The organism is Saccharopolyspora pogona, assembly GCF_014697215.1.
GTDB classification, from domain to species: domain Bacteria; phylum Actinomycetota; class Actinomycetes; order Mycobacteriales; family Pseudonocardiaceae; genus Saccharopolyspora; species Saccharopolyspora hattusasensis.
On sequence record NZ_CP031142.1, the window covers coordinates 9427973 to 9436548 of the forward strand.

The 8576-nt window shown below is 65.3% G+C and carries 7 protein-coding genes; all 7 read left to right on the forward strand.

All coding sequences use genetic code 11. The features are described from left to right. Positions 1-980: 980 nt before the first annotated feature. The 7 genes from DL519_RS44025 to DL519_RS44055 all read left to right on the forward strand — a co-directional run bounded on the left by DL519_RS44025 (position 981) and on the right by DL519_RS44055 (position 8464). On the forward strand, positions 981-2903 hold the full coding sequence (locus tag DL519_RS44025; RefSeq protein ID WP_190823647.1) for a hypothetical protein: 1923 nt from the start codon (positions 981-983) through the stop codon (positions 2901-2903). Between the two features lie 48 nt (positions 2904-2951). Beyond that, positions 2952-3311, forward strand: a complete 360-nt coding sequence (locus DL519_RS44030; RefSeq protein ID WP_190823648.1) for a hypothetical protein — start codon at positions 2952-2954, stop codon at positions 3309-3311. A gap of 1613 nt (positions 3312-4924) precedes the next feature. Next, positions 4925-5170 carry a hypothetical protein gene (locus tag DL519_RS44035; RefSeq protein WP_190823649.1) on the forward strand — a complete coding sequence of 82 codons (246 nt, stop codon included), beginning with the start codon at positions 4925-4927 and terminating at the stop codon, positions 5168-5170. 248 nt (positions 5171-5418) lie between these two features. Beyond that, positions 5419-6021, forward strand: coding sequence for a hypothetical protein (locus tag DL519_RS44040; RefSeq protein ID WP_190823650.1), 603 nt, complete (start codon positions 5419-5421; stop codon positions 6019-6021). A 781-nt stretch (positions 6022-6802) separates the two neighbouring features. Next, on the forward strand, positions 6803-7558 hold the full coding sequence (locus tag DL519_RS44045; protein ID WP_190823651.1) for a hypothetical protein: 756 nt from the start codon (positions 6803-6805) through the stop codon (positions 7556-7558). 46 nt (positions 7559-7604) lie between these two features. Then, complete coding sequence (locus DL519_RS44050; RefSeq protein ID WP_190823652.1) at positions 7605-7757, forward strand: hypothetical protein; 153 nt, start codon at positions 7605-7607, stop codon at positions 7755-7757. Beyond that, entirely contained in the window at positions 7754-8464 is a 711-nt protein-coding gene (locus DL519_RS44055) for a hypothetical protein (RefSeq protein ID WP_190823653.1), read from the forward strand. The genes DL519_RS44050 and DL519_RS44055 overlap by 4 nt, the downstream gene beginning before the upstream one ends. Positions 8465-8576 lie beyond the last annotated feature (112 nt).

Consider the following 8576-nt stretch of genomic DNA (forward strand, 5'->3'; position numbering starts at 1 on the left):
ATCGCCCGGGTTAAAGGGGCACGCTTGCCGGGCTTCCGTAGCGGAATGCCGTGTTGTGCTGGCAGTGTTGTTCTGTTGTCGCGTGTGCGACGCCGAATGCGCGCATGACGAGAAGCGGTGAGGGGTATGCTTGGCCAGGAACGTTGGTTTCTGCTGGCGGCCCCACAGTTGGTTCCTGAGGTCACGGACGAGGTTTCTCGGCTGGATTTGCCACGCTCGCTCACGACGAATCGCCGGGGTGGGGCCGGAGGCCTTTACTTGTGTGACGGCTGGGCGGGGTGTCGGGCTTTCCTGTCAAGCTCAGGAGCGCGGCACGGTTCGATTCGACACCCCACCGCAGGCCTGCCTTGCGGAGGTTCTGGTGTTCTGCAATGAACTCCGCGATCAGCGATGTGGCCGGTCGATCTCGGCCGTGAAGAAAGCCGACGCCGAGTCGAGTATCGCGTTGTCACGCCCTAGTTCCGTGTTCTTCCGGTGTAGCCGTTGCGACTCCGCCGATTCTTCGGAGGTTGGACTCGCACGCGCTCTGGTGTCGATCTCGCTGTGGCGAACCCACCTGCGCACCGTCTCGACTGTCGCTACACCCAGCGGATCGGCCACTGCCTGGATCGCCGGCCATATCGCCGACCATTCCGGGGCATGCTCCTCGCGAGCCTCGGCGAACATCCGTACAGCCTGCTCACGTCACTCCGGCGGGTACTTCGTCGAACGAGACACGACTCCCTCCTTCTCAGCAGATCAAATCTGGCGACACACCGGGGCGGCTCAGGACTTCCTCGTCGCTGGTTTCAGGGTGGGGTGGTGGTGATGTTTTCGTCGATCATGGTGCCGGAGGGGGTGCGGCGGCTTTTTCAGGTGTTGACGGGTGAGGATATGACGGATGCGGATGAGGGTGGGTTGTTCGCGGTGGCGGATGCGTTGGAGTCGGGTGCGGTGGGGGTGGGTGAGGTAGGGGTTTTGTGGCGGAGTTGGTGGGGAAGGTGCGGACGGAGTTTTCGGGGAAGGCGGCGGACCGGTTCGCGGGGGGTTTGGAGGTTTTCGATGGGTTGCTGGCCTCGGGTGAGGGGGCGTTGCGGGAGTTGGCGGTGTTCGTGCGGGATCTGGCGCGGCAGGTGCGGTATTTGAAGTTGGTGACGATTTATGGTTTGGAATTGTTGTTGTTGGAGATGGCGTGGGCGGTGGCGATGGCGGGGGCGACCGGTGGTGCGTCGATGGCGTGGCTGGCGGCGCGGATGGCGGTGATGCGGTTGTTGTTGTCGCGGTGGTGGGGTCAGTTGTTCATGCGGTTGGCGATGGCGGCGGCCGGTGGTGTGGCGTTCAACGTGGTACCGGATCTGCAGGCCCAGTTGCAGATGCTGGGTGAGAAGTCCAGTGAGAAGTGGGACGGGAAGCTCAGCGAGCAGGCGGCGGGAATGGGGGCGTTTTCGGCGTTGGTGTCGCTGCCGTTGTCGGCGCTGGGTGGTCTGGTGAGCAACGCGTTGACGAAGGTGCTGGTGCGGGGGCTGGGCGATGAGGTGGACGCGGCGATTCTGGAGGCGGCGGTGAGGCGGGCGGTGGCCGAGCATGCGGAGTTGTATCCGGTGTCGGCGATGGCGCGCTTCGCGGATGTGGTGGGGGAGCATTTGGATTTTTATGCGGGGATGTCGGTGTGGGGCATGTGGTCGGCGCGGTTCGGCGAGTGGGTCGGGGAGGCGTTGGAGAACGCGTTGTCGGAGTTGTTCGGGGAGGTGGGGTATCTGGCGGCCACGGGCCAGGAGGTGACCTGGAACCCGTTCTCGGTGACGGCGGGCTTCTTCGAGTCGGTGTTCTCCGGCGTGGGCAATCTGGCGGGTTTGGCGTTGCGGGGCAAGCTGCACCCGGAAGGCCCGAGCCCGTACCTCGAGGGCACCGGCCGGCGTGAGGGCACCACCACCGATGGTGGCGGGTTTGACGAGGAGAAGACCCCGCTACTGGGGATAGGGTCCGGGTCGCAGACAGGGGATATCCCTGGCTCCCCGGGCAAGGACAACACCTCCGATGCCTCGGATTCCTTGGATGTCTCGGACCGGCCGGGGACACCACCACCGGCGTATTCCGCGGCGGTAGCGGGTTCCGGGCAGCAACGATCGGTGACGCCGCCGTCGGTGTACCGTCCGGTTGCTGGTGGCAGCGTCAACGGCGAGGACCCAGCCAGTGATGCTCCGTCCGTGCCAGGTCATGAGCAGGACCGGCCGGGCGCACCACCACCGGCGTATTCCGATGGGGTAGTGGGTTCCGGGCAGGAACGATCGGTGACGCCGCCGCCGGCGTACCGTCCGGTCGCCGGTGGCGATCCGGTGCCCGGAGCGCATGGTGTGGATGTGCCGGGGAACCGGCCGCTGGAGGTGCTTACCTCGCAGACCCCGGACTCACCGGCGGTGACCCCACATGCTTCTGGTGCGCCCGCGGATACCGCGCTTCCGGAGACTGCCAGGTCCGGGTCTGTTGCGGACTCCGACAGTGGTGTGGTGTCCCCGGAGCATGGGTCCTCGCCGGGTGGCTGGACCGGCCGCGATGCGGATTCCTATGTGGACTCGGTTGCGGCGCACGGGGATTCGCATCGCGTGGATGGCGCTGCGGTGTCACCGGAGTCGGCGATGGTGCCGGCGGACGGGTCGCAGGCGGTGCCGTATCTGCGGCAGGATCCGGCGGCGGCCTTGCCTGTGGGGTTGCCGGTGGACACGGTGCGGGTGCCGGTGCCCGCGGATGTGGTTGCTGGTGGCGGGTTGGTGGAGTTCGTGCGGGGCGGTGTGACGGATTCCACGGGCGGGCCTGTGCTGCTGGTGTCCCCAGGCAATCCGACTGCGGGTGTGGTGGTATCGCCTGATCAGGGTTCGGCCCTTTCGGCCCTGGCGCGGGGTATGGGCGGAATGTTGTCGCGATGACGCCGGGACAGGGCGGGCGCACACCGCAGTGGACGGTATTCGGTGCGGATGGATCGGCTAGGCCGCTGGCCGGGCCCGGTGCTGCGGTGCCGGCCGGGGGCGTGGGGCGTGGCCGGCCTGGCGGACGCCTCGACTGCTGTTCCGGACTCCGGTCAGCAGACAGTGGCCCCGGACGAGACACCGGCCGCGCAGACGGCATCTGCCCAGCCGAGGTCGGTGACCGGGGAGGTACAGCCCGCGGTGACCACCACACACGATGTCGGGGCGGGCACGATACGGGATACCGGTGGGATACCGGTGGGGCAGTGGTCACCGTCGGATTTGCGCCGCGAGATCGACCGGGCGAGCAGCGGACTGGTCCAGCGAGGAAAAGGACGCGGCGCGGCGGATTGTGCAGGGCACGCATGACCCCGGAAGTTGCCTGCGGATGCTGCGTGTCGGTGAACGATGTGGTGGCGCTGGTCGCGGCCAAGCACCACGAGCTCGGCGATGATCACCGGACCAGGTTGTGGAGTTTTCCCAGGCGCTGGCCGAAAAGCTGGGTACGGGGAGCGGGTTGAGTGTCCGGGCCGGGGCGGGCCGGAGGATCAGGCAGCGGGACGGTCAGGGGAAGTCTGCCGCGGAAGCACTGAGTGAGTTGATCACTGATGCGAACGCTGGGCTGGACAGGATGCGCCGGCAGGGGCTGCCAGCCAGACCAACTGATGGCTGAAGTGACGCCGCGCATGGGAGCTCTTGGAGGCCTTGACGGGTTCCGGAATGTGATGGCACACCACATTCTGAGTCATCCGGGGGATCGCGAGGGCACCGAAAAGTTCCTTCGAGAATTCTATGAGTTGGGTCTGGGGATGATCGATACCAGCGGGCCGCGGCGCAGTTGCATGAGTGGACCGGGATCGCTGGTCTTGATGCTGTGGCCCGGTTGTTGGCTGATGCGGACGGGATTTTGGGGCCGCTGAGCGTGTCGGGGCGGGTTCCGGGTTGTGGTGGCGCACTGGTTGGGTGAGCATCCGGGTGACTGGCACGGTGCCCAGGCGTGCGAGGTGGAACTGGCCGGCTATCTGGCCGGTGACCCTGGCATTGGCGTGGCGGTGAGTGGTTTGACGTCGCGGCGCGTTCGAGGAGGCGAGAGCGGAAGAGGCGCGTTGGCAGGCATATCGTGGAAGTAACCAGGCGGAGGTGCGGCCGTTGCTGCCCCGATGGTGCGCGGGGTCGATGATGATCCGGCGCTGCGCGTTTTTTCTCAGGTTAGTTCGGTAAAGCGGAGGTTCGCGGAGGCCGGTCGGGTGCTGCGGCAGTTGGCCGACGAACAAGGTCAAGATGTCGTGGACGGTTGGTACGCTGCCGCGTACGAGGTCTTGGGGCTCTTAAGGAGTCACAGCCGTTCCGGGACGTGATGGCACACGCGTTGATGACGAACCATCGGGATGATCAGCAGGTGCAGGAGTTGCGGTGGACACTGGTCCGTTACCTGGCTGGTGACCTGGGTGGCGGTGCGGACTCGCGTACTGCCGACGACTTGCTTTCCGCACGGCGACCCTGGGGTCTGGAAACAAGCGTCTGAAGGAATCCAGCTGTTTCATCAGCGCGTGGCGGTTGGCAAGGCGCTTAGTGGTTTGCCGGACGATGATGCCGTCAACCGGGTGCTGCGAACGAGGCGCGTGAGGACGCGCTTCGCGGGATTACACCTCCGCCGATTTGGGGGCTCGGTTCAACAGATCTCAGAATTGGGGTGTCGGAGTTCTTGATGATGTCAAAGACCAGCTGAGCTCCGATTTGAACGCTGCGGTCGGGTCTCTGCGGCAGATTTTGGCGGAGGCGGAGGCGGACACTGACCTGCGGAACGTATATGAAGCCAAGATCGCGAAGTGGCTGGATCCTAAATGGGCGCAGGTCAAAACGATCCGCAGCCGGGCAGAGGAAGCTGTCGCTGCTGTTCAGGGGTTGCGGGAGTGGCACCACATGCTGAGCCATCCGGGGATGGCGAGGGCACCCTGAAGTTGGATCGAAAACGACATGAGTTGACGGCGTTGCGGGACTGGGACGAGCGATACGAGCGGACCGAGGCGCAGTTGCGTGAGTGGTATGAGATCGCTGGTTTTGATGCTGTGGCCCGGTTGTTGGCTGATGCGGAAAGGATTTTGGGGCCGCTGAAGGTGTCGGAGCGGTTCCGGAATGTGCTGGCGCAGTGGTTGGGCGAGCATCCGGGTGACTGGCACGGTGCCCAGGCAGTGCGTGCGGAAACTGGCCGGTTACCTGTCCGGTGACCTTGGCGTGGCGGTGAGTGGTTTGACTCGCAGCGCGTTCGAGAAGGCGAAAGTGGAAGAGGCGCGTTGGCAGGAGGTTGGTGCTGGGAATCAGGCGGAGGCTGGGCCGTTGCTGCCCTGATGGTGCGCGGGGTCGATGATGATCCGGGCTGAGCGTTATCTCTCAGGTTAGTTCGGTACAGCGGACGTTCGAGGATGCCGGTCGGGAGTTGCGGCAGTTGGCCGACGCACAAGGTCAAGGTGCCCGCGTGGCCCGTTTGTACGCTGCCGCGGAGAAGGTTTTGGGGCCCCTTAAGGAGTCACGGCCCTTCTGGGATGTGATGGCACACGAGTTGATGCCGCGGGACGATCAGCAGTTGCAGCAGTTGATGACGAACCCGCGGGCTGATCAGCAGGTGCAGGAGTTGCGGTGGGAACTGGTCTGTTACCTGGCTGGTGACCTGAGTGGCGGTGCGGACTCGAGTGCTGCCGACAACTTGCTTTCCGCCACGGTGACCCCGGAGCCTGGAAACAAGATTTTTGAAGCAGCGCAGGTGTATCGGCGGCGCGCGGGGGTTGGCAAGGCGCTTAGTGGTTTGCCGGACGATGCTGCTGTCAACCAGGTGCTGCGAAACGAGGCCCTTAAGGAGGCGCTTCGCACGGATTACAACGCCTCCGATTTGGGGGCTCGGTTCAACAGATCTAATAATTGGGGTCGCAAAGTTCTTGAGGATGTCAGGGGCCAGCTGAGCTCCGATTTGGAGGCTGCGGTGGGGTCTCTGCGGCAGATTTTGGCGGGGGCGGAGGCAAGCACTGACCTGCGGAACACATATGAAGCCGAGATCGCGAAGTGGTCGGATCTAAAAGGGTGAAGGTCAGAACGATCCGTCGTCGGGCAGCGGAAGCTGCCGCTGCTGTTCAGGGGTTGCGGGAGCAGCGGCGAAGTAACGCGATACGGGAATTGCGGGGGATTTTCGAGACGGCATACGGCGGGTTCGCGCTGCTGCAAGTTCTGCACGGTCGAGATGATGTGGTCCGCGAGTTCGATCTGCACTTCGGGGGAATGCAGGATGATCGAGTGCGGGATGCGGTCGCGCATCGGCTGCTGACGAATGGAGGTCGGATAGGGGATGCTCAGGCGTTTCTGCAGCGTCTGCATCGTCTGAGGCTCGCGGCGATGGCCGTGAGTGCGGGCGCGGGGCCGGAGCCGGGTAGGGGCATGCTGTCGCGGTCCGCTGACGATCCGGGGTCGGAGACTGTGGAGGGCACGCGGTCGGAGTCCGCTGAGGATGGGGCGGGTGATGCGGAGACCGATGATACCGAGAGTGTTTTCGATGAGGGGGAACTGGAGCGGTTGCGGGAGCGGCTTGGTCGCTTGGGGGGAGAGGCGGAGTCGTCGGAGGGCACAAGGCCCGCTGCGGGGGTGCAGCAGTCGCAGGGTTCGGCTGGTGCGAGTGACGAGGGTGGGTCGTCACGGCGGGGCGTCGACCGGTACGCGCAGTCCGGTGACGTGGCGGTTGGTGGTGGGTCGGGATCTGTGTCGGGGTCTGGCGGTTCGGGGGCCGAGGGTTCGGGGGGTGGGGTGCGCGATGGGGGGTGGGGTCGGCGCCTGGGTCGGAGATCTCGGCGGAGGGGGAGTCCGATTCGGAGGGAGTGGGTTCGGCGGGCTTTGGTGCGGTGGCTGAGCCGAGCGATCATGCGGAGGATGTTGGGGAAAGTCGCGAGGGTGGTGCGTCGGGTTCGATGGATGTGGATCGTGCGGAACAGGCGCAGCGTGTGGTGGAGTTATACGTGGGTATGGCGGGTGGTCGGGCTGCGTTGGCGGATGCGATCGGGTTGCATCATCAGGAGCGGGGTTTCGGTTGGTTCGGTTCGCGGTGGGTGCGTGGTTATGGGCAGCGTTTGGTCAATATTGCCCGGCTGATGTTGGACCTGCGTGATAGTGCCGTGTTTGAAGGTGCGCCTTCTGTCTTGGACTTGCGTCATGTTCGTCGTTTGTTCGACGCGGTTCGACGTCGTTATCCGGGTGTGGGCGAGAGCGTGACGATCGATCATGTGCGGCGGATGGTGCGGGACTTCAACCCGGTTGATGAGCGTCCGGTGTCGGATGCGGACGTGCGGATGCTGGTGACGCTCACCCAATCCGCGAAGGATCTGTGGGGTGAGGTCAGCTTTGAAACCTTGCGGCGTGTTTGGCACGCGCAGACGGCCCCTGTGGAGCTGCCCGGCCGTGTGGCGGTGAGTGCTCTGGAGTCCATTGCCAGCCGGCTGACGGCCGATCGTGCGCGGCTGATGGCGAACCCGGAGGGCTTGCTGGCTCGCGTCGCTGTCTTCCTGGAAAACGTCCTGGAGGAGATGAGGACGCCTTGGCGGCCGGGCCGACCGTTCTCGTGTGATCTCGTTGGGTGATCTCCAGGTTAGCGGTGAATGGCTGGTCCAGGAGACGAGCGCCGATGTGAGCGATCCTGCTGTAGCCGTGTTGGTGGCGTTGGCGCAGGAGCACGGTGGCGGACGCGCTGTGGCCCAAGCGGTTGGCGTGGATTCGCGGTATGGGACATGGGATCGGCAGAACCTGCGCGACACTGTGGATCGGGTGTGGGGCGGTTGACCAACGTTGCGCGGTTGGCGGTGGCCAGGGATGGCCACCGGCCGACTCTGGATCAGTTGCGGCAGGCCGCTGACATAGATCAGCTCAGGCCGCGCGTGCAGGGGTTGCGGGTGCAGGGTGCGGACGACCGGCTCGGTCCGATGCCTGCTGATCTGGACGAAGCGGGGCTGGCCGGGTATCTGCGGTCGGTGGTTCAGTTGTGGGCGGATCGTCCCGGCCTGAGGGATCGGTTCGGGGGCGCTGCCGTGCGTGCGGTGACTGAGGACGATGTGCGTCATCTGGCCGACCTGATGATGTCGCAGGCACGTGCGCCAGAGGTGTCGCTGGAAGCGAGACTGGCCCGGCAGTTGGGTGCCGAAGTGATCGCACCCGATTCTGGACTGGTGTCGTGGGAGAGGCTGGCGCGGGCTTGGAATACGGAGCGTCGGGCGGTGGCTGCGCGTGGCGAGGGCGTGTTGGCTGCGTTGCGCAGTGTTGTGGCGGGGATGACGGAGGATTTCGCGTCGTTGCGAGTTGGTATCGGCTGGATCTTCGGGGACTGGCCGATCAGATGGCGTGGGTTGCCGGTGCGCGGGTCGTGGCGTGGCGGCCGGCGGATGTGCTGGTGGTGGATCGGCTGGAGCAACTCCATACCCGTGCTGTGGGGCTGGCCGGGGAGGTTCGGGCGGCGCGTGAGGCGGCGGATACGGCGCCTGTGGATCCGTTGATACTGGCTGATGAGTTGGTCCGGCGGTTCGGCCGCGGAGTGCTTGGTGTGGGTGGGCATGGTGAGCTGGGGGCCGTTGATCGGCGTCGGATCGTTCGTTTCGGTGCGTTGGC